This is a genomic window from Pedobacter superstes (genome assembly GCF_037622515.1).
Classification (GTDB): Bacteria; Bacteroidota; Bacteroidia; order Sphingobacteriales; family Sphingobacteriaceae; genus Paradesertivirga; species Paradesertivirga superstes.
In genome coordinates this window covers 371,037-392,618 of the sequence record NZ_JBBJCN010000005.1, presented here as the reverse complement: position 1 = coordinate 392,618, position 21,582 = coordinate 371,037, and the positions used below count along the sequence as shown (strand labels likewise).

Sequence of the window (21,582 nt, the reverse complement as noted above, 5' to 3'; positions counted from 1 at the left end):
ACCATGTTAAAAAGCAATCTGGCTAATGGCAACCAAGCTCGGTATATTTCACAAAACACTGATGAAGGCTTAATCATAAAAATTCCAGGTTACTCCAAACTTCAATAATGCATCGGGCATCGGATAGCGGTTTACAGTATAATAACCTTTCGAAAACAGGCCCTGATTGGCATAATCGTACCTCACAAAAATATTTGCCCGCTTCAATGCAAATTTCGCCCAAACGTCTAATATCGGAGAAGATGAGAATTCAACGGGTTCGCCATTATAAAACTGGCTAACATTGATAGCATAAGATGGTGCAGGAAACGGACTGTTCCACCGTGCGTCGAACCCTAGATTTGTATGAATAGATTTAAAAATCCGGGCTGCAAAATAAAAGCTGTTGTAAGTGTATATCTCTGGGGTACGCAAAATACTTGTGAAATCTGTTTTCTGATACACCAGAAAATTTTCCAGGTTGAATTTTCCAAAACGAGTATACTTGCTTACTGTCAGTTTTAACAAATTAATGCTTTTATCAAATTGAACCGGGTTAATTTGAAATGAATCTGCGGCTGCTTCAAAATATAAATGATTTGCAATCCGGTAATAATCTGCTCTTGCTTTGAAGGCAAATTTGGGATTGATGTAAGCAAACGATAAATTATTGGTTTTTGTGCGTTCAAAGTTCTCAACCCATTTATGATAAGTATAATTTGTACGTTCAAAAATTTGCTGAGGAGATTTATTCTGAAGGAATGCCCCCAATACAATTCTTCCAACAGAACGGCTTAATAAAATCTGAGTTTCTGCCTTATATAAATAATCACCCGCGTGCCTTCCCTGGGCAATCTGCTGAAGATCTCCTGTTATAGAAACTCTGTCGCTAAACTGGTACCCTGCATTGGCTTTGAGGGTAACGTTCTGAAATTTGGTGGAATAATCCATCTGATCATACCAATACCAATCGTGTTGAAGCCCGACGTCAAGTTTTAACTCATTTTTTATAAAACTTAAAGAACGGCCCCTTAAGTAAAAACTATACATAAACTCATTTCTGAGATTTTTAACATGAGTAGAATCTTTAGTTAATTCAAGTGTATCATTTGGAATATTCGGAAAGACAGGATTTAACGGATTCTGTAATTCATTTTTATGAAATTTATATATATCGTTCGAGTAAGTCAGGGCATGCGAAAAGCGCTGGGTTGGTAAAATATTAGAATTCGCAGCCAGGCTATCTAAGCGCCCGACATAATAAAACTGCTTGATAAAATACTCCTTTTGCTTCCATTCCTGATACGGCGAACTAGTCCGGCTAAACCGCTGAACACTGTTGCCTAAGCGAACAGCTTCAGTTCCGGTTATTTTTGGCTTTTCGGATGTGAATATAGAGTCGTTAACGATAGAGCCATTTTCAGCCGCCCTGAGCGTATTAAAAACCCCGTTAGCAAGCAGGTTATATCTTTTATTTGGTGATTCATACCATGTAAATGCGGCTGCGTTTAAATGATCTCCTTTCTGGCTGCGGTAAAATCCTTCTGATGCAATGCGGAAATAATTAGCCCCGATATTCCAGTTGGGCTTTATATTTTGTGAATGAGTTACTTTAAAAAATTGCTCTTTAAGATTTCCGTTTATATAACTTAAAGAGGTGAAGGGCGAGCGGGCCCGGTAATATTTTAGTGAATCCTGGGTTAACCGATAGACATCTAATGAATGAAACCCGGGGTCAAAACCAATTGAGGAAGAAGGAGTAAACAGTAACTCTCTGTATGCTATACCCAGATTTCCAAGATTTACCGTTGGTTTCTGAGGCTGATTTAAAGGGTTATAATTATGGAAATTCCGAAATGTTGTATCAATGGCTAAGGTCTGGGTACTGTCCTGCAGCAAGCCCAAAGTTGTATATCGGATAAACCTGGAGGTTATAATCAAGGTATCCCTGGCCTCATCTTCGATTTTACGCAAGGAGTCCAGTTCCGCGTTCGGATCAGGATTTCGGCTAGTGCCCTCCCGTCCGGGCTGTGGATTTCTGATTTGAGCTATCGAATCCGACAGGTTCAAAATTAAAAGTAATGAAATTACAGCAAAAAAACTATTCTTCATTGATTATAGTGAGGCGATCAACTCTTTAAGTATTATCGTCATTTTAGGTTCAGCAGTTTCAGCCACTTTAATTATATCCTCTACGGAAACGGGCTCCAGCACATCCAGAAAACCTTCATCTGTTAATACAGATATTGCAAAAACAGGCAATCCCATATGATTGGCTACAATAACTTCCGGAACGGTGCTCATTCCTACAGCATCACCACCAATAATCCTTAAGTAACGATACTCTGCTTTTGTTTCAAGATTCGGGCCTGGAACAGAAACGTAAACACCTTTATGACATCTGATCGTATTTTTGAATGCTATTTCCATCCCCCTTTTAACCAATTCCCTGTTATAAGGCTGGCTCATGTCCGGAAATCTGGGACCAAGTTCTTCAAAGTTTCTGCCTCTTAACGGGTTATCGTGATGAAGGTTAATATGATCTTCAATAATCATCAGGTCACCGGTTTTGTAATCGGGATTTAAGGACCCACTGGCATTGGACACAAAGATTTTATTGATCCCCAGCATTTTCATCACTCTCACAGGGAAAGTTATCTGCCTCATATCATAGCCTTCGTAATAGTGAAGGCGTCCTTGCATGGCGACAACTTTTTTACCTTCCAGCATTCCAAAGATCAATCTGCCCGAATGAAACTCCAGAGTTGATATAGGGAAGTTTGGAATATTAGAATACATCAGCTTATGCTGGATCTCTATTTCGTTGACTAAAGCCCCTAATCCCGTGCCCAGAATGATTCCGATCTCAGGAGTAAAATCACCAATCTTATTTTTAATGTACGCTGTTGTGTTGTATATCTCTTGTAACATAGAGTTCTATTAAGTTGTTAAAACGTTCATCATCCGGCTGATGAAACCTGGCTGTAACCGGCAGATAATAAACCGGTAAATTTTTTAAAAGTGCGAGTAGTTCCGGAAGCTGTAATCGTTGTGCGTCCTTCTCTGTTGTTAATATCAATTTCTCAGAGAAAGCACTGCTATTAAACTCTTCTGCAAGTTTAATAATATTTTTGGAGCTGAAAGTGTGATGGTCGGGGTAATCGTAATGAATGACGTGTTCAGTTAACGATTTAACCTTTTTTAACAGGGGATCCGGGTTAGCGATACCAGTTAACAAAAACACAGATGTCTGAGATGTAATTACCGACAATGGCTTTTCATCAGCTGAAGCTAATGAAATCAAATTACCATAATCGAGCGAGGAGAAAAAAAGGTTTTGATGCTTAAAAGGTTTAATTCGGTTTTTTATTCTCTCTTTTTCTAAAATTGATAAATCATCCGGACATTTAGAAATCACCATGATATCCGCCCTTTTTCTGTTCGCGAATGGCTCACGAAGATTTCCTGCGGGAAGCATAATCAAGAAATCATTTACTTTGGTATAATCAAAAAGGAGAACAGTTAAGCCAGGTGTTACCGCCCGGTGTTGAAAAGCATCATCAAGAATAATCACCTCATGATTTTCTTTGAGAAATTGAATTCCTTCAACTCGTTTTTCTGCAACTGCAACTGTAATATCTTTAAATTTTCGTTTAAACTGTAAAGGCTCATCGCCTACCTCAGAAACAGTATCTTCAACGTCAACTATTCTAAAGCCCCGGGTTTCGCGCTTATATCCACGACTTAATACCGCTATTTTATGCTTCTCTTTCAATACCCGAATGATATATTCAGCCATAGGGCTTTTACCTGCACCGCCAATGACAAGATTCCCAATACAAATTACCGGATTATTAAACTTCTTTGAGGCAAAAACACCTGTATCATACAAGAAGTTTCTTATCCAAATGACACATCCATAAACAAGAGAAAAGGGGAGCAACAGCAGTCGCAAATATTGCATGGGGTAAAGATAGTAAATACACAGTTTTGATTAAGGACCAGCTTGGCTGAAAAAACTTTGTGATCAACAATTTACCTGCCCGGATAGTTCCTATATATTGTATGTAATTATTAAATTGCATTATGACAAAAGGATTCTTCAAAATACCGCCAATAATTAACGAGCCTGTTTTAAACTATGCTCCGGGTAGTCCTGAAAGAGCGCTTTTAAAAGAGGCCATCTCACACGCATACTCCGCCCAGGTTGATATACCGATGTATATTGGTGGCAAAGAAGTAAGGACCGGTAATAAAAAAGAAATTCGGCCTCCCCATAATCATAAAGAGATCATCGCACATTATCATGGAGGCGACAAAACCCATGTAGAGCAAGCGATAAAAGCTGCCCTTTCGGCGAAAGCCGATTGGGAAAATTTACCATGGGAACAACGTGCTGCTATATTCTTAAAGGCGGCAGAATTAGCCTCAGGACCATACAGGTATAAATTGAATGCCGCTACCATGCTGGGGCAATCAAAAAATGTTTATCAGGCAGAGATTGATGCAGTTTGCGAACTCGTAGATTTCATCCGATTTAATGTGCAATACATGGCAGAAATTTATGGCCAGCAACCTCCGGCATCGTCTAAAGGAGTTTGGAACCGTGTAGAACAACGTCCGTTGGAAGGTTTTATATTCGCACTTACACCTTTCAACTTTACCGCCATTGCGGCAAATCTCCCTGGCTCGGCAGCATTGATGGGAAATGTTGTGGTATGGAAACCTTCCGATTCACAAATATACTCTGCTCATGTTATCATGGAAATTTTTAGGGAAGCTGGTTTACCCGATGGCGTAATAAATTTAATTTTTGCTAGCGGCCCTGATGCCGGAGAAGTGATTTTTAACCATCACGACTTTGCCGGAATCCATTTTACAGGCTCTACAAAAGTATTCCAGGAAATTTGGAAAACTATCGGAACGAATATTCATAAATATAAAAGCTATCCCAGAATAGTAGGCGAAACAGGAGGTAAAGATTTCATCCTGATTCATGGAACTGCCAATGTACAGGTTGCCAGCACCGCAATTATCCGGGGGGCCTTCGAATACCAGGGACAAAAATGTTCGGCAGCATCACGGGTTTATATAGCAGAATCTTTGTGGCCGGAAATAAAGGAAATGATACTGAAAGATCTGGCAAGCATTAAAGTTGGCCCGGTTGAAGATTTCAGCAATTTTGTAAATGCTGTTATTACCGAACAATCTTTTGATAAACTGAGCAAAGCAATAGATGAAGCCAATAAAGATTCGTCCCTTGAAGTAATTGCAGGAGGTAAATATGATAAATCTAAAGGCTACTTTATTGACCCTACCATAATCGTAACCAAGGATCCATACTATGTTACGATGTGTGAGGAACTCTTCGGCCCCGTGCTAACAGTACATGTGTATAAAGATGAAGAGTTTGAAAAAATTCTGTCTGTTGTTGATAACACATCCGTCTATGCACTAACCGGAGCATTTATTGCTCAGGACCGTTATGCAATTGCCAAAGCAACATACGCTTTACGCAACTCTGCGGGAAACTTTTATATTAATGATAAATGTACCGGTGCCGTTGTGGGTCAGCAGCCATTTGGCGGAGCACGTGGATCGGGTACAAATGACAAAGCAGGCTCAATGATAAATTTACTTCGCTGGGTTTCTCCCAGAACGATAAAGGAGACTTTCGATCCTGCTAAAGATTACAGATATCCCTTTCATCAGGAAGAATAATAATACTAGATGCAAAATGTCTGAATCACAATTAGCTGACAACAGGAAGGTTTTCTTTGAATCGAATCAGCAGTAGAAAAACCAGCATCTAATCGCTCAAAAACCGGGTAAAAATTTGGTTTAATGTTATAAACCTCTGGTTCATTTTGTAGAAAGAAATTACAATTTTTCGGACTAGTTTCATTAATACCTAAGTATGCTGATCCTCACTTTTGATCCTGATCCGGAAATGCAGACACATTCATTAACAAAAAAGACAAAGCAGAAACGCTTTGTCTTTTATACTATCGCTGCAAATGCAATCAGCGGCTGATATATTTTATTAATACCCCGGGTTTTGGTAAGCAGCTTTCTCAGCAGGAGATAGTGCTACACCATTTGAAGTAGTCAACTCTATTTGTTGATTTGGAATAGGTCGCAGTTTATGATGCGGTTGAATACCTGTTGCATCTGGATTATACTTATAGGTTATACCATTGAAGACATAAGAACCATTGGTTTGATTAACTCGCTTATATAAATTCTCTGTTCTGTTCAGATCTTCCCAACGATAAAGTTCACCACACAATTCTCTGGTTCTCTCATTCAGCATAAAATGAATAAAGCGTTCTTCGTTACTTGTTACAGTAACCGGATAAAGTTCGCTGGGGGCGTTTGTCATAAATAATACAGTCGTCGCTATCATGTTCGGATACGTATCTGTCACGTCCCCAGGCGTTCCCCCATCAAATTTCCAGGTCTGCGGATTTTTAAATTCACCTGCATGATATGCCGCCCTGGCTCTGATCTTATTTATATGTCTCAGGGCGTCTACAAACAGTCCTTTTCTTCCATAGGCCTCTGCAGCAATCAAGTGAGTTTCAGCAAGTCGGGCCAGAATACCATTCTTTACTCCCGACTCCTCGTTAACTACGGTGCTTACCCGGACAGGATCAAGATGTTTTACTAATGTTAAGTATTTGCTTGTTGTGTACCCTTTTACAGCAGGGCCTGTAGCAGAAGTTTTTATCCACCGTGCATAAGCTCTGAACCGGTATTTTGCCAAATCGCTTTCAAGAATAGGATTTGATCTGTTGTTTACTATGAAGTACGCAGCTGTATCTCCAACACCAAACTTTGTTTTTCCAATTAAAGAAGGATTGGGAGCGTCGGCTGCCGTAAACACATTAGACGGCAAAGCTGTATTTGCATAATATGCTGTTCTGAAGCTTTTATAAAACCGTGAATCATTCTTCCTGTCGAACAGATCGATCGTATAGTCAGACGGCCCCAGGCGCCTGAACGGGCGGCCGTTAAACTGATCTCTCACGATTCCCGGGATTCCTGAGTCATACTGCATAATAAAATATTCGTGAACCCGATTTCCGGAAGTACCATTTGCAGTAACGTTGTTTATAAACTGGGCTGCGAAGATCACCTCCTTACTATTGTTGGCGGCAGTGATCTTGCTGTAATCACCCGCCGGTGCAGAACCGCTTGAACCGATTGCCGGAGTTATGGTATTTGGATAACCGTTAGGATAAACGCCGTTCCATAAATTCATAAAGTCAGCTTCAAGCACATATGGACCAGCAACAACCGCTTCAGCATGAACTATGGCACTATCCATATCGGTGGCGAGAGAACCTCTCTCCGTTCTTGCTTCGGTAGAAACTGCACTGCCCCTGATTAAATATGTTTTAGCCAGAAAATGCTGCGCTGCTCCTTTTGTTGCACGACCCAGCTGGAGAGTTGTGGGAGATACATTATCTTTTGCGTAGATAAAGTCTGCAATTATAGCCTTGTAAACATCGGCTACACTAGCTCTTGGAAAATCTGTACGTACTTCACTGCTCGACTGAAGCACAAGCGGGATTCCACCAAATTGCTGAACCAGCATCAAATAATAATACGCTCTTAGAAATTTGAGTTCTCCAATTCTCTGTCTTCGCTGAAGCTCAGTTCCAAGAAGTGTTGAAGTTCCGTCATTGAATGCACTGATGAGATCAATCCCGATATTACAACGATTAATTCCATTATAGTTATTAAGCCATAATGAGTTTAACATTGCTTCTGAAGGATTCAATACAGACGAATAGGTATTGTAATGTACATTGTTAAACTGATCACCTAATATAAACTCGTCATCGCCGAAGTTAAAAAGAGCATAGGCCTGTTCACCATTAAATTTCCAACGTAGCGGGGCGTAAGCGGCTTCAACTAAATCTTCAAGCCCTTTGTCGGTGTTATAGTAATCGAAAGTCAAGGTGCTAACTAACTCTTCTTCTACAAATTTCTTACAAGAGACACTGCTTAAAACCATAAATATGGTTATGGCTACTATATAATATTTTTTCATCAGTATATAATTTATTTTTTAATGGAGATGAAGCTATCATGAGTCCTTTTTGCGAGTGCTTATGCAAATGATAGTTCCATTTTCTTCAATTTTATAATTACCAATCTATAAGCCCATTCTTAAGCCAAATACAAAACTTCTAAAACTATACGACGTGGGTGCAGGATTGTTAGTACTACCCTGTGGCCATGTAGAGTTATAAGGAACAGATTCGGGATCATATCTTTTGTACTTACTAAATATGAAAGGATTGACAGCATTGACGGAAACCGTCATGTTGCTCAATTTAAATCTTTCCAGAAAAGAAGCTGGAACGTGATAAGCCAATAATATAGTTCTTACCCGAACAAAAGATCCTTTTCTGAAACTTAGGGATTGCCAGTATACCGGTATATCACTGGTTCTGTTAGGCTGCTGATAATCGTTTGAAGGATTGGTCGGTGTCCAGTAATTAACTTCAGGTCCGGGATAGCGCCCTACTAAACCAGGTCTGAAATCTCTGATAAGCGCCCCGTGACTGATGTAAACAAAACTGGTCAGGTCAAATCCTTTATAAGAAAAAGTATTGTTAAAACTTCCGGTCCATTTAGGATTTGGGCTTCCCAGGTGTACCCGGTCTGCATCCGTAATAATTGTATCACCACTTATGTCCTGTACCCTGATTTTACCAGGCCTGAATAGCTCATTGGCTTTATTTGCCGGTTTCTTCCAGAAATAGTCTTTTAAGATTCCGCCCGGAAGAGTATCAGTATACTGGAAGATTCCTTCATTCTTAAAATCCCAATAGGTTCTGATAGGCTGCCCGTAAAACCATTGCTGCGCAATCTGGTCTGCGCCTCTGTCATTCAATTCAGTTATTTTCTCCTTATTCGTCGAAAAAGCAAAATCAGATGTCCATCTAAAACCACCTTTTCTGGCCGACTTGTCTATATTAATAGTAGAAAGCGCAATTTCAAGTCCACTGTTTTTTACATTTCCCAGATTTACGAGAGCATACTGTATTCCACCCGCTCCGGGCAATTCACGTTGCTGAATATTATTTGTATTTGATTCATAAACATCAATTGAGCCAGACAATCTCCCTTTCAATAAACCATAATCAACTCCTAAATTTTTGGTTAGGGTTCTTTCCCAGGTTACCTGAGAACGTAGAAATTGAGGAGTATATCCAAGAGCAACTGTATTTCCAAAGTTATAATAAGCGGGATTTCGCTCTAAAACTCCTGCTGTCTGATAAGGAGTAATACCGCTATTACCCACGGCACCAAAGCCTGCACGTAGCTTTAACTGGTCAATATAACCAATGTCCTGTATAAATGATTCCTGATCCAATCTCCAGGCAGCCGAAGCTGAAGGAAATAACTGGCTGTTATTCTCTGGAGACAAAACAGAGGAAGCATCATGCCGAAGAGCCGCTGTAAGGATATACTTATTATTATAGGAATAATTTATACGGCCAAGATGTGATGCCAGCTGATCCTGCAAATAATTACCCTCTACTACAAAGGTTCCTTTCGCATTATTTTGTAGGGCATACCATTTTTGACTTTCGTAAGTCAGATCATTTGCGCTCGAATTATTTGTTTCATCTCTTCTTTTACGTAATTCCTGAACCGCAGTAAAAGTGAAAGCATGCTTATCTGCAATTGTGGTTGTATAATTCAGCTGGTTCTGAAGGGTCCATACCAAACCATTACTAATATTGTATGATGCATTTGGAGCTGCCAGTCTCTGAACAGAAGATAGCGAACCATTAAATCTGCCTCTGCGGGAATTGCTAAGATCAACTCCAAAAGCAGCTCTGTATGATAAGCCTTTTAATATAGTTACCTGTCCGAAAACATTTGCAAGTAAGCGATTAATTCGATTTTCATCCAATACTGTATTTATGTCGTTCAAGGGGTTAAAAACCTGATCATCCGCTCCTGGATTAATCAGAAGTTTTCCATTACTGTCATATGGATGAGCTAAAGGAAATTGTCCGCTGGCGGCGCCATATAAATCAACCCCGTTATTCTGAATAGCATTAGAGTAATTCAAATTGGTGCCAAAATTCAAATATTCCCTGGGCCTGAAATTATTATTATTGGATAAGGTAAAGCGGGTAAAATCCTGGCTTTTTATTATACCGTTCTGCTTATAATAACCACCTCCGAAAGAACTGGTGAATTTCTCAGAACCTCCTGATACGGAAATATTATGATTTTGTGTAATACCTGTCCTTAAAGCATCGTCGCCCCAGTTGTAAGTTGTAATTTTTGAAGGGTCGTAAATGGCTACCTCATTTAAGACAGGATATCCAAGACTTGCTAATAAAGCCTTTTCTTCAGCAGTAGTGGGGCGCGTCTTAGCAACAAATCTTCTTGGGGTACTGGTTATATCCAGATCAATCCATTCATAGGCATTTTTAACATTGTCCCAAAGCATGTTATCGTTGCTTGTAAATAAATTAAAATCTGCCGCGGGATCCGGAAAATACCTTCTGTTCGCTGCTGTTGAAGATCCGGCGTAATAATCACCCAAACCCGTACCGATAAAGGCATCACGCCTGAATTGTGCGAATTCAGGACCATTGTAAACCTCTAGTTTCCTGACAATATTATCTGCTGATGTGTTACCGCTGTAATCAATGGTTACTTTTCCCGCTTTACCTTTTTTTGTGGTAACCTGAATTACTCCATTCGCACCCCTTGAACCGTAGATTGCGGTAGCAGCAGCGTCTTTTAAAACATCTATAGATTCGATATCTAAAGGATTGATATCATCAATGCTATAATTAATAGGAATTCCGTCAACAACATACAATGGATCATTACCTGCTGTCAGCGACCTGCTTCCCCTCAATCTTATAGTCGAAGGCGAACCAGGTCTGAATGAATTAGGGTTGGAAACCAGTCCGGCCACCCTGCCCTGCAATGCCTGCGTTACGTTAGTAACCGGCACCTCCTTTAAGTTTTCCATATTCACAGAAGTTATAGCCTGAGATACATCCCCTCTTCTTTGGGTACCGTAACCTACTACCACTACTTCTTCCAATGCTTTAACATCTTCAAGCAATTGAACATTGAGTGAGGTTCTTCCCTCTACCGCAACTTCTTTTGTTGCATATCCCAGATAAGAATATACTAATACAGGATTTGTTACGCTGGAGGCTATTGTTATTGAGTATTGTCCCGAAACATTGGTAGTTGTCCCGGCTGATAATCCTTTTATTTTAACGCTTACGCCAATTAATGGTTCATTTGCAGGATCGGTAACAACTCCTGATACCACTATATCAGCCTTTTTCTCAATTGCAGTGAGGCTGCCACCTGCTGAACCATTTTCAGATTTTGATACGCTTAAAACAATTTGTTCATTGAGCACTTCGTAAGCAATCCCCCTCTTGCTCAACAAATCATCCAATACAACCGAAAGCTTATCGTCTTCAGCCGATATTGAGACCAACTGGTCCGCATTGATAATGCTCTTACTATAAACAAATTTAACATTTGCCACCTTCTCAATTTTCCTTAATACATTATTCAGGGAAGTTGTAGTGGAGGATATTTTAACAGGATTGTTTAATACACCCTGCGCGTTAGTGGCATCAGCATAAGAAACTCCTGTTAAGACAATAAATATTATCAACTGACTTAATGTAATTCTCATAATATAGCGTAAGTCACTAGAGAGTTCTAAATAAAAATTCATACTTTTATTTGTTTTATTTCCAAAAAATGAGACAATAAAAAACCTGGGCATTATTTATAATGCACTATTTTAGACGATAGTAATCGGTTTGAGTTAAGGAGTGTGCAACCACTTCTTAACTTTTTTAAGAATTGTTTTTTTTACTTTATTTTTTCATTCACGCGACATTTAGGTTAAGTTAGTTAGTTTCAGGTTTCCTGGAGACCATTATAGCATCTCCATCAAGTTTATAGGTAATGTTTAAAGATTTAGAAAGCAGCTCCATAATATTCGGAAGATTCACCTCAGTAAAATCTGCGCTTAAAGCCAATTGACTAATATCAGAATCCGCTAAAATTATATTTGCTTTAAAGGTTTTATTTAAAGTTTCGATCACTTTGGTAACCGGTATATTATCAAAAGACAAGGTATTTTTCTGCCAGATACTTAAAGACGGCTCTTTAACATCATATTTCTGCAGTTGATGCTTGAGCTTAAAATAGGTTACTTTTTGCTCCGGGAGCAAGTAAACACTTCGTAATTTCGCATTTTTACTTGGCTGAGTGTAAACCATTACTTTCCCTGTCACAACCGAAATTTCAGCTGTGTTGGCATTCGCATACGACTTTATATTAAAACTTGTACCCAGAACTTTAGTAATAACGCCGCCGGAATAGATAAGAAAAGGATGTTTTGAATCCTTTTTAACTTCAAAAAAGGCCTCTCCCTGCAGGGAGATATTCCTGGTTTCTTTTACAAAATTTGTACTGTAACTAATACTCGCGTCGGGCTTAAGCCACACAATACTGCTATCAGGCAAAATGTATTTATACAGATTATTCAGATTATTCTTAAAATCAATCTGACGGGAAACAGCTCCGGCTTGAAGAGTATCGGGCACTCTGTTTTTAGCAGATTGAAAAATGAAGAATCCAAATACAATCACGAGGGAGGCAGCAATAGCTGCTATAGCGTAATAAATGTTTTTTGAAGAACTTGGCGGGGTCTGAGATTTAGAAACCATAGACAAATAGATCTTCGCCTTTATACGCTTAAGCATAACAGCTTTAAGTTCATCTTGCTGCTCTTCAGACAATCTGGAGACAGGATCAACAGAATTACTAAAAGAATTATACCAGTTAATAACAACCATTTCTTCTTCAAAGGAACATTCTCCTTTAAGATATTTATCAATTAATTGAAATAGCGTTTCGTCTTGCATCGAATGAATACTTTATCCGGTATAGATGTATAGTTCTTTAACTACACCCCAACCCCTAGTTAAGTGAAAAAAATTATTGGAAATATTTCGTAAGAAAAAACATCACAGGAATGATATTTTTAACACTTAAACGAAGAACTTTAAGTGCTTTTGTTATATGGTTTTCAACGGTCTTTTCTGATATTTCAAGAATTGCCGCTATTTCCTTGTTGGTTTTAAATTCTTTACGGCTAAGGTTAAAAACACCCTTGCATTTTGGCGGCAAACTCTCTACCTCATGCTCTAAAGCCCGCTTCAGATCGTTAAGTTCAATAAGCTGTTCTGTAGAAAAGTCGCTTTCTACAATGCTCATTTTCTGAGCAACTTCGTACTTTCTTGCATTATATTCTTTTTGATAATGCCGGAAAACAAGATTTCTGATAGCGCTAAACGTATAGCTGTTGAATAAGGAATGAACCTGTACAATTTCTCTGTTTATCCAAAGACTGGTAAAAAAATCCTGAACAATCTCTTCCGCTATTTCGGATTTCCCAATTCTTTTGTACGCCTGAGAGTATAATTTGGACCAGTATCTATTATACAACTCGTCAAACGCAGACATCTGCCCTTCTCTAAATAACGCAAGAAGATTTTCGTCAGAAATATGTTTCAGATTACTCATTTTGACAGGCTTATCAACACTCGAAAAAAGTTGATTGGTTAATACTGGCTAATATATAAACATAACATTAATTTTACAATTAATCAACCTGTACTATCCTGTAAACCCTCAATTGAGTATAAAAACCGTCATGCTTCTGGGTCCGTGGGCGCCCAACACGAGAGATTGTTCTATATCGGCAGTTTTAGACGGACCTGCAATAAAGGCACTGTAACCATAGTCTCTGTCACCAATAACTTTATAAGCCTGATGCATGGTTGGTACAAAAGAATCTTTTTTCACTACAAGAGCAATATGCTGAGTAATAAAAGGTAAAACCCTTTGCATCGTATTCTCCTCAGGCACCCATAGCGCACCATTTTCGGCAACAGCTATTTCTGCCTTTAGAATTGCCAGATCAACATTTTCCAAAGTATGAGGATCAGCTTTGGTTATTTCTGTCTCTGCTATATCTGATAACTCGGTAAAGGATGAAATAATCCTGGATGAATTATTGAAACGACCCGATATATGCTCCTTTATTTCTTCTATACTTGATACTTCAATTACCTTACTACCTATGGCCGTTGCAATAGCTGTAAAGCGTTGAGATAACCCTTCAGTAGATTGAGGAATATTAACTACCGGAATTTCTATAAGTTCTGGCTGATTAGCTTTAACTGCGGCTAATATTTTATCTCTGCTTGACATGCTTGAATGGGGGTTCCTTTTACCTTTAACTTTTAACTTTTACTTCCCTTTTACTTTTTATCTTTCTCCCTTTGGGCATACCACTCTCTGAATGACTCTTTAGGTGGAGCAGGCATTTCCCGTTCTTTGTACCACGGGTTTAATTTATTGCTCACCATAAAAGGCAAATATTTCATAAACCATCGTCCGGATTTACCGGCGATATTAAAAAGTGCCGGGAATGAGAACATCCAGGCCATCCCTTTCATACTCGCTGCTTTAAGAGGACTCACGTGCCCTTCCTTTACCAACACCTGGCGCCATTTGTATAATTGGTCATGAATATCAATTTTTACCGGACATACGTTGGAGCATGAACCGCAAAGCGTAGATGCGAAAGGAAGATCTGCATATTTCTTCATATCCAGATTAGGCGCGAGAATAGCACCAATCGGTCCCGAAATAGCATAATGATAACTATGCCCTCCGCTTCTTCTATAAACAGGGCAAGTATTCATACATGCTCCGCAACGGATACATTTTAAGGAATTCCTGAAATCTTCCCTGCCCAATTGCTGACTCCGGCCATTATCAACCAGAATAATGTGCATTTCCTGACCGGGCCTTGGCTTTTTAAAATGACTCGAATAAGTAGTTATTGGTTGTCCGGTGGCACTTCTTGTCAATAATCTCAGAAAAAATCCCAGGTGTTTTCTCTGAGGAATTATTTTCTCGATGCCCATAGAAGCAATGTGAACGTCGGCCAGGTGAACGCCCATATCCGCATTACCTTCGTTGGTACAAACCACAATTTCTCCTGTTTCTGCTACCGCAAAATTAACACCTGTTAAGGCCGCTTTTCTGGTAAGAAATGTATTCCGGAGATCCTGCCTTGCTGCTTCAGTCAGAACCTGTGGATCCGCCTCACCGGCAGCTGTCCCCAAATGAATATGGAACAAATCTCCGATTTCCTCCTTCTTTTTATGAATACAGGGCAAAACAATATGGCTGGGTGGTTCCTGGGCCAGCTGCACAATTCGCTCTCCCAAATCAGAATCAACCACATCAACTCCATTTTCGGCAAGAAAATCATTTAGATGACACTCTTCAGTTAACATGGATTTACTTTTAACCATCCTGTCAACAGAGTTCCTCTTTAATATAGATAGAACTATCTCATTATGTTCCCTGGCATCTGCCGCCCAGTGAACCTGCGCTCCATTAGCCTGTGCATTCAATTCAAACTGCTCTAAATAAGCGCTTAAATTCGACAGTACATTATGCTTGATCTGAGATGCGGTTTCCCTGAGAAGTTCCCATTCGGGTATTGTATTAACTGCTTTATCACGCTTTTGCCGCACAAACCACAGTGTTTCATCGTGCCAGTTTACCCGTGCCTCATCCTGATTAAATATATCCGATAATGCAGCGTGATCTTGAACTGTTTCTTTCATTTTTTCTTCTCTTAGAAGATTATAGGCATTAGCCTGCGTTTAGAATTTCCGCAATATGAACTACCTTCACATTGCTGTTTTGTCTTTTCAGAATACCCTCCATGTGCATCAGGCACGATAAATCTGCTCCTGTAATATACTCCGCCCCGTTATTGATATGATCGGCTACTCTATCTTTCCCCATTTTAGAAGATACTGCTTCTTCTGCAACACAAAACGTTCCTCCAAAACCACAACATTCGTCGACCCGGGTTAAAGTAATTAGTTCCAGACCATCAACCATATTTAACAAAGTTTCGGGTTTTGAAAATTTCGGAGCGACAAGTTCACTCATTTGAGAAAGCTTTAAGCCACGCTGGCCATGGCAACTCTGATGTATCCCTACTTTATGTGGAAAGCTCGCTTTAAGCTCTTTTATCTGAAGTATATCGGTCAGAAACTCGACAAGTTCGTATACTTTGGTTCGTATTTCCTTCGCCTTTTCGGGATGTTTTGAGGAATGCAAATGATCTTTCACATGAAGCACGCAACTCCCTGAAGGACAAACCACATAGTCAAATTCAGAAAAATTCTCGACAAATAGCTCGTCACAATCTCCTGATAAATGCGAAAAACCTGAATTGGCCATTGGCTGACCACAACAGGTTTGTTTTTTTGGAAATACGACATCAACCCCGAATTTTTCTAATAATTGTAGTGTCGCGATTGCTGCATTGGGATAAAACTGATCTACATAACAGGGTATAAATAACCCGACTTTCATATTTCTATTTCCTGTGAAGCTGAATAAAATTTCAAATCTATAATATTTGTTGGTAAAGATTGACTATTCCAATATTTATGTATGGCAAGCGCTGCACCTATAGAGGTAGCCTGAGCAACCGCGGCAGCAAAAACTTCCATATCAGGAAAAGCTGCAGCTAACAATTGCATGTAAATAACATTATTACTAAAGCCACCGTCAACAAAAATGCGTTTAACATCTGTTCCTTTAACCACCATAAAGGTAGACACAGATTGCAAATTTACCAAATCTATAATTAATTGGTGATAGGCTTCATCCGCATTAGAGAAAGCAGACAAATCTCTTTTATCAAAACCTGAACTTGCCAGGTTATCCCAGTTAACCTGCACGCCAACAGCCTTTGCATTACCCTTTAATTTGCTAATGGTTGTTGAACTATACTTAACTTTTTTATAAAAATCCGCAGGCTTTTTATAAAAGTCAGCAATACGGTTTGATTGCTGATCATGCTCATTTCCGGCAAATATCCTGGAAGCTTTCACCGGTTTCCCCTTATAACTGATATAACTTAAACAATCGCTTTTAAGCTCTTCGCTCGTAAGCGGAGATTCGTTAAAAGGGTTTAGGCTTACGCACCATGTTCCTGTAGAAATTAAAACAAAAGGCTCATGAAAACTCGTAAAAAAAGGAATAAGCGCAGCGGAGCTATCGTGAAGACCTATGCCAACAGCATATGAAGCACCCTCAATATCTACCTCAATAGCAGAATCTGAAGGATGAAGAGGAGCAAGTCTGTCTATTACACCTTCATCTTTCACCCATTGATGGTAATCCTGCTTTGTAAAATCCCATAAATTTGTATGACATCCTACACTGGTAATATCGCTATAAAACTGACCTGTAATCAAAAAGCTTAAATATTGCGGGAGATGGAGTGAGTACTTTATTTTGTTAAATATTTCTGGCTTTTGATATTTCAGACGGTACAACTGCATACCGGAATTTAAGTTTCCGAGCACCGGAGAAGCCGTTTCAGTTGAAACTTTCAGTTCGCCTCCATATTGTGCATAGAATTGATTCTTCAGTTCTTCCGGATAGGGTTTGAGGTAGTTATATAAACAGCTCAGAGGTTTCCCGTTGTCATCCAGATGTACAAAGCTCGCACCATAGGCAGAGAAATTAATTCCCTTAATTTCAAAACGCTTTAAAAGAATAATTTCCGCAAGAGTATTATTTATCCAGTTAGTTAAATTCTCTAAGTCTTCACAGGGATCACCTTCCTCATCGACAGTTTCATCAAAACGAGCCGTTCGTTCAAGTACAATTTTATACTGTTCATCAAAAAAGAAAAGCTTTTTATTTGTTTTCCCTACATCAAATACGGCTATAACTGGAATTTTACTCATGGGTTTATTAGATATCAGACGAGAAATGTGACTTGTGAGCAGGACAAACGCCAAAACTCAACGTATCATATCATACATCTATGTTTAAAGATGAGATATGAGACTAATAGATGAGAAATCTCAAATCTAATACCTCATATCTCAAATCTATTTTACAATCCTGTTGCTACTGTCTTTAAGCCTCTTTCACCAACAAGGCCTTCTCTAACTTTTAATTCACGGTATAACTGAACCGGATTTAAAGCAGCATTAGAACGCAATCTTGCTTCAGCAACTATAGATCTTACATCTGTGCGGAATGCATTCTGCAAAATCTCCTGGCAGCGTACCACATCATTTTCCTGACGCGCCTGATCTAGTGCTTTAGAATCTACTAAAAGAGCCTGAGCATAAGCCATCATGATCGCTTCTACTGATTGCAATAAATCTTCCAGAGGATCTTTGATATTGTGAGAAGCATCGATCATCCAGCCTAAACCAGTTGCATGATCTAATCCTTTAGCATCCATACCTTCAACCAGTTCATTAAAGATTAAAAACAATTGATAAGGCTTCATACAGCCGGCAGTCAAATCGTCATCACCGTATTTGGAATCGTTAAAGTGGAAACCGCCCAACTTACCTTCATTAAGCAACAAAGAAACAATTTGCTCAATATTAGCATTTGGCAAATGGTGACCCAGATCTACCAGCGTATAGGCTTTAGGACCTAATTTATTTGCATAAAGAAGTGATTGTCCCCAATCTCCTACAGACATTGAGTAAAAGTTTGGTTCGAACGCTTTATATTCTACAAACACTTTCCAGTTCTCCGGAAGTGCGGCGTAGATTTCCTGTAAACTTTCGTAAGTATTATTAAATGCCTTACGGAAATTCAGCTGTCCCGGGAAGCTCGAACCATCGGCTAACCAAACGGTTAAGGAATCAGATCCCAGCTCAACACCCTGACGAATTACTTCGATATTGTGTTCTATGGCTTGTTTACGAACTGCTTTATCTACATGCTGTAAAGAGCCAAATTTATAACTGTGTTGTTGTCCCGGCTGATCCTGAAACGTATTTGAATTTACCGCATCGAACTTTAAACCATATTGTGCAGCTAAAGCTTTGATTGAATTTGCGTTTTCTGGAATATCCCATGGAATATGAAGAGAAATCGCGCCGCTTGATTGATTCAGCTGATGCAATAAGCCGATATCTTCCATTTTTTCTTCAAGGTTGCGAGGCTCACCGCCACCAGAAAATCTTCCGAAACGAGTTCCGCCTGTACCTAAAGCCCAGCTAGGAATTGCTATCTGAAATTTTATAAGTTTTTGAATGATTCCATCAAGACCTTGAACATCCTGCGCAAGGAATTCAAATTTTCTTTTGTGCTGCTGAGCAAGTTTATTATTGTGCTCCTCAATTTGATATTTTTCGAGTTTCATGGTTATTTCTTTATTCAGTCCGAAAGTCGGGAAGACCAAAGACAGATTTTAAAACTGATTAATTTTCTTAAATACTTCAGGCAAAGTAAGTATTAATTAAAATCAGAAAGTATGATTCAGATCAGCTATTTCCAGCTTTCTGATCTCATACTTTCAGACTTTTTTTTATCTCACAAATCCCATTGCAACGCCACCGTCAACGTTTAAAACGTTACCAGTAGACTTATTTAAAAGGCCTCCCGCGAAAGCGAAACATGCATTTGCAATATCGTCTGGTAAAATAATTTCGTTTAATAAAGTTCGCTTAGCGTAATATGCAGGTAATTCTGCAACGGTAATTCCATACGCTTTTGCACGGCCTTCAGCCCATCCACCAGCCCAGATATTACTATCACTGATTACAGCATCAGGGTTTACAACGTTTACACGAATTTTATCAGTACCCAGTTCAGCGGCATTCAATCTGCTTAAATGTAATTGGGCAGCTTTAGCACTACCGTAACCGGCATTGTTTGGACCACTAACCAAAGCGTTTTTACTCACAATATTAATAACATCGCCACCAATATTTTGCTTTTGCATAATAGCAACTGCAGCCTGGGTAACGAAGAACTGGCCTTTAACCAATACATCGTATAATAAATCCCAGTCTTTTTCAGTATGGTCGGCAATTGATTTAGATATTGACAGACCCGCATTATTAACTATAATATCAACACCACCGAAAGCCAGTGCAGCTGTATCAAATGCTTCTTTTATCTGAGTGCTATTGGTTACATCCATAGCTGCAGTAGCATAAGAATCTTTACCGTACTGGCTTTTAAAATCTTCGCCCGCACTTTCCAGACGCTCAACATTCATATCGTTAAGAATAACAACAGCACCTTCCTCAACAAATTTCTTTGCGATAGCTTTACCGATACCGCCGGCGCTACCGGTAACTAAAGCAATTTTACCCGACAAAGCTTTTGGCTTCGGCATACGCTGAAGTTTTGCTTCCTCCAATAACCAATACTCAATATTGAATGCTTCCTGACGTGGTAATGAAGTATACTCGGAGATTGCCTCTGCACCTTTCATTACATTGATAGCATTTGTATAGAATTCTGCGGCAACGCGTGCAGTTTGTTTATCTTTTGAAAAGGCAAACATACCCACACCCGGATATAAAATTATTACAGGGTTTGCGTCACGAATTGCAGGACTGTTTGGATGCTTACAAGTATTATAATACTCATTGTACATCTTACGGTAAGCCTCAAAAGCAGGAGCTAATTTCTCTTTTAATGAATTAACATCCGACAGATCTGCATCAGGAGTAAGATCTAAAACTAAAGGACTTATTTTGGTACGTAAAAAGTGATCAGGGCAGCTTGTTCCAAGAGGAGCCAACCTATCAAGGTCATTTGAATTGATAAATTCAAGCACACGTGAATCATCGGTAAAATGACCGATCATGTGTCTCTCGCTGGAGCAAAAACCACGTAAAATCGGCGCGATCGCCGCTGCTTGTTTTTTACGGTTTTCTTCAGCTAAACTCTGAATTTTCTCACCGCCAAAAATAGGACCCTTTTTACCGTAATTTTCTTCAAGGTACTGAGCGCAGCGCTCAATAACTTCAAGCGTATTCATGTAACTTTCGTAAGCTGTATCGCCCCAGGTAAATAAGCCGTGAGAACCCAGCATTATACCACGGATTCCAGGATTTTCGTCAAGACATTGTTTTAACTGAAGTCCAAGATCAAAGCCCGGTTTTTGCCATTCTACCCAACCTATCGTTCCTGCAAATAACTCTTCAGTTATTTTCTTTCCATCTTTCGCTGCTGCAATAGCAATTGCCGCATCCGGATGCAAGTGATCGATGTGTTTAAATGGTAAAAAGCCGTGCAATGGAGTATCAATAGAAGGGGCTTTTGAGCTAAGATCGTAAATGCAGTGATTGAATAATTCAACCATCTCATCTTCATGCTCAATGCCGCGATATACATTCTTCAGGCTACGCAAACGATCTACATATAAGGCAGCAAGACCGCTCCGTTTTAAGGTCCCGATATCGCCACCAGAACCTTTAATCCACATTACTTCAGTTTCTTCTCCCGTTAAAGGATCTTTAGCCATTGCTTTACATGAAGTGTTTCCACCCCCATAATTAGTTAAGCGCAGATCTGCACCCAATAAATTAGAACGGTAAATTAATAATCCTACTTCATCACCTGCAAGTTCAGCTGCTTTTGCATCATCCCACAGGTAGCTAACATGTTTAAATCGTGTTGTTTCGACAGACATAA

At 39.4% G+C, this 21,582-nt stretch carries 14 protein-coding genes; 1 reads left to right on the top strand and 13 read right to left on the bottom strand.

The window, feature by feature from the left end:
* Window positions 1–69: 69 nt before the first annotated feature.
* The 3 genes from WG906_RS15690 to lpxK are packed head-to-tail and all read right to left on the bottom strand — an operon-like array spanning window position 70 to window position 3,943.
* Entirely contained in the window at window positions 70–2,091 is a 2,022-nt protein-coding gene (locus WG906_RS15690; protein WP_339993775.1) for a putative porin, read from the bottom strand.
* Between the two features lie 3 nt (window positions 2,092–2,094).
* A complete protein-coding gene (locus tag WG906_RS15685; protein WP_339993774.1) occupies window positions 2,095–2,910 on the bottom strand; it encodes a purine-nucleoside phosphorylase in 816 nt (271 codons plus the stop codon).
* The gene (gene lpxK, locus WG906_RS15680; protein ID WP_339993773.1) at window positions 2,873–3,943 is read right to left on the bottom strand and encodes a tetraacyldisaccharide 4'-kinase; all 1,071 of its coding nucleotides are present in this window, start codon (window positions 3,941–3,943) and stop codon (window positions 2,873–2,875) included. Before lpxK ends, WG906_RS15685 begins: the two co-directional genes overlap by 38 nt.
* A gap of 122 nt (window positions 3,944–4,065) precedes the next feature.
* Here lpxK and pruA point away from each other — a divergent pair, with 122 nt between their 5' ends.
* Window positions 4,066–5,700: an L-glutamate gamma-semialdehyde dehydrogenase gene (pruA, locus tag WG906_RS15675; protein WP_339993772.1), complete on the top strand. Its 1,635-nt coding sequence runs from the start codon at window positions 4,066–4,068 to the stop codon at window positions 5,698–5,700.
* A 322-nt stretch (window positions 5,701–6,022) separates the two neighbouring features.
* On the opposite strand, the gene WG906_RS15670 is transcribed toward pruA, so the two are convergent.
* From WG906_RS15670 to WG906_RS15625, 10 genes are all read right to left on the bottom strand, one after another.
* Window positions 6,023–8,038 (bottom strand): RagB/SusD family nutrient uptake outer membrane protein, encoded by a 2,016-nt coding sequence (locus WG906_RS15670; RefSeq protein ID WP_339993770.1) that lies wholly within the window; start codon window positions 8,036–8,038, stop codon window positions 6,023–6,025.
* Window positions 8,039–8,143: 105 nt separating this feature from the next.
* Window positions 8,144–11,731 (bottom strand): SusC/RagA family TonB-linked outer membrane protein, encoded by a 3,588-nt coding sequence (locus WG906_RS15665; RefSeq protein WP_339993768.1) that lies wholly within the window; start codon window positions 11,729–11,731, stop codon window positions 8,144–8,146.
* 178 nt (window positions 11,732–11,909) lie between these two features.
* Window positions 11,910–12,932 (bottom strand): FecR family protein, encoded by a 1,023-nt coding sequence (locus WG906_RS15660; RefSeq protein ID WP_339993767.1) that lies wholly within the window; start codon window positions 12,930–12,932, stop codon window positions 11,910–11,912.
* Between the two features lie 73 nt (window positions 12,933–13,005).
* Window positions 13,006–13,593, bottom strand: coding sequence for an RNA polymerase sigma-70 factor (locus WG906_RS15655; protein ID WP_339993765.1), 588 nt, complete (start codon window positions 13,591–13,593; stop codon window positions 13,006–13,008).
* A gap of 108 nt (window positions 13,594–13,701) precedes the next feature.
* Window positions 13,702–14,283, bottom strand: coding sequence for a LutC/YkgG family protein (locus WG906_RS15650; RefSeq protein ID WP_339993764.1), 582 nt, complete (start codon window positions 14,281–14,283; stop codon window positions 13,702–13,704).
* 50 nt (window positions 14,284–14,333) lie between these two features.
* Entirely contained in the window at window positions 14,334–15,716 is a 1,383-nt protein-coding gene (locus WG906_RS15645; protein ID WP_339993763.1) for a lactate utilization protein B, read from the bottom strand.
* A 28-nt stretch (window positions 15,717–15,744) separates the two neighbouring features.
* Window positions 15,745–16,479, bottom strand: coding sequence for a (Fe-S)-binding protein (locus tag WG906_RS15640; RefSeq protein ID WP_339993762.1), 735 nt, complete (start codon window positions 16,477–16,479; stop codon window positions 15,745–15,747).
* Window positions 16,476–17,867, bottom strand: a complete 1,392-nt coding sequence (locus WG906_RS15635) for an FGGY-family carbohydrate kinase (protein ID WP_339993761.1) — start codon at window positions 17,865–17,867, stop codon at window positions 16,476–16,478. The genes WG906_RS15640 and WG906_RS15635 overlap by 4 nt, the downstream gene beginning before the upstream one ends.
* 152 nt (window positions 17,868–18,019) lie before the next feature.
* On the bottom strand, window positions 18,020–19,294 hold the full coding sequence (locus WG906_RS15630) for a sugar isomerase (protein WP_339993760.1): 1,275 nt from the start codon (window positions 19,292–19,294) through the stop codon (window positions 18,020–18,022).
* 165 nt (window positions 19,295–19,459) lie between these two features.
* Window positions 19,460–21,580: a bifunctional aldolase/short-chain dehydrogenase gene (locus WG906_RS15625; protein ID WP_339993759.1), complete on the bottom strand. Its 2,121-nt coding sequence runs from the start codon at window positions 21,578–21,580 to the stop codon at window positions 19,460–19,462.
* Between the last annotated feature and the right edge of the window lie 2 nt (window positions 21,581–21,582).